Origin of the sequence: Komagataeibacter rhaeticus (assembly GCF_003207855.1) — a bacterium.
Taxonomy (GTDB): Bacteria; Pseudomonadota; Alphaproteobacteria; order Acetobacterales; family Acetobacteraceae; genus Komagataeibacter; species Komagataeibacter rhaeticus.
In genome coordinates this window covers 1-1,155 of record NZ_NKTZ01000057.1, presented here as the reverse complement: position 1 = coordinate 1,155, position 1,155 = coordinate 1, and the positions used below count along the sequence as shown (strand labels likewise).

Annotated in this window: 1 protein-coding gene; it reads left to right on the top strand. The window is 58.4% G+C overall.

Features of this window, described 5'->3' with window-relative positions:
- Positions 1 to 54 precede the first annotated feature (54 nt).
- On the top strand, positions 55 to 1,155 hold the full coding sequence (locus tag CFR78_RS15930) for an IS630 family transposase (protein ID WP_034929453.1): 1,101 nt from the start codon (positions 55 to 57) through the stop codon (positions 1,153 to 1,155).

The window sequence follows — 1,155 nt, the reverse complement described above, 5'->3', positions numbered from 1 at the left end:
CTAGTGTCCTGATCGAGAAGTTTATATGATTATCCTGATGGCAGGGGTAATCGAATGGGACGTGTAGCGGTTGCGATTGAACTGACGGCATTGGAGCGTCAGGAACTGGAATCTCTGGCAAGGGCGCGCAAGACGGGTCAGGCGCTTGCGCGGCGAGCCCGTATTGTCCTTGCCGCAGCCGATGGGCATGAGAACAAGGCGATCCGTGACCTGATGGGCGCGGACATCAACACGGTTGGCAAGTGGCGCCGGCGTTTTGCGACGGACCGTCTGGACGGGCTTTACGATGAACCCCGGCCGGGGACACCACGCTCGATCGGCGACGGGGAAATCGCGGAGACGATCCGCCGGACACTGGAAGAAACTCCGCGCGGTGCTACGCATTGGTCGCTGCGCTCGATGGCACAGGCCGTGGGATATGCACCGTCAACGATCCATCGCATCTGGAAAGCGTTCGGGTTACAGCCGCATCGAACAGAGACCTTCAAACTGTCGAACGACCCCCTCTTCGTGGAGAAGGTCCGCGACATCGTTGGTCTGTATATGGCACCGCCGGAGCGTGCGCTGGTACTGTGCGTGGATGAGAAGAGCCAGATCCAGGCGCTGGATCGCAGCCAGCCCATGCTCCCGATGCGGCCCGGCCAGGTCGAGCGGCGGACACATGACTATACCCGCCACGGTACGACCTCACTGTTCGCAGCTCTCGACATTGCCACCGGCACCATCATTGGAAAGTGTTATCCGAAGCACCGATCTACGGAATTCCGCAAATTCCTTGACCAGATCGAAACCAATGTGCCGACTGACCTCGATATCCATCTGGTGATGGATAACTATGCCACCCACAAGACGAAGCTGATCCGTGACTGGTTGGCTAGGCGCCCGCGCTGGCACGTTCATTTTACGCCGACCGGGGCCTCATGGATCAATCAGGTGGAGCGGTTTTTCGCTCTCATCACTGAAAAGCAGATCAGGCGCGGCATTCACCGTTCGACCGAAGCCCTGGAGGCCGACATCAGGGCTTTCATCGCCGTCCATAACGAACATCCCAAGCCCTTCAAATGGACCAGATCCGCCGACGACATCCTGCAGGCCGTCAAGCGATTCTGCCTCCGTACTACCAAAATCAGCGAAACTTCAGAATCAGGACACTAG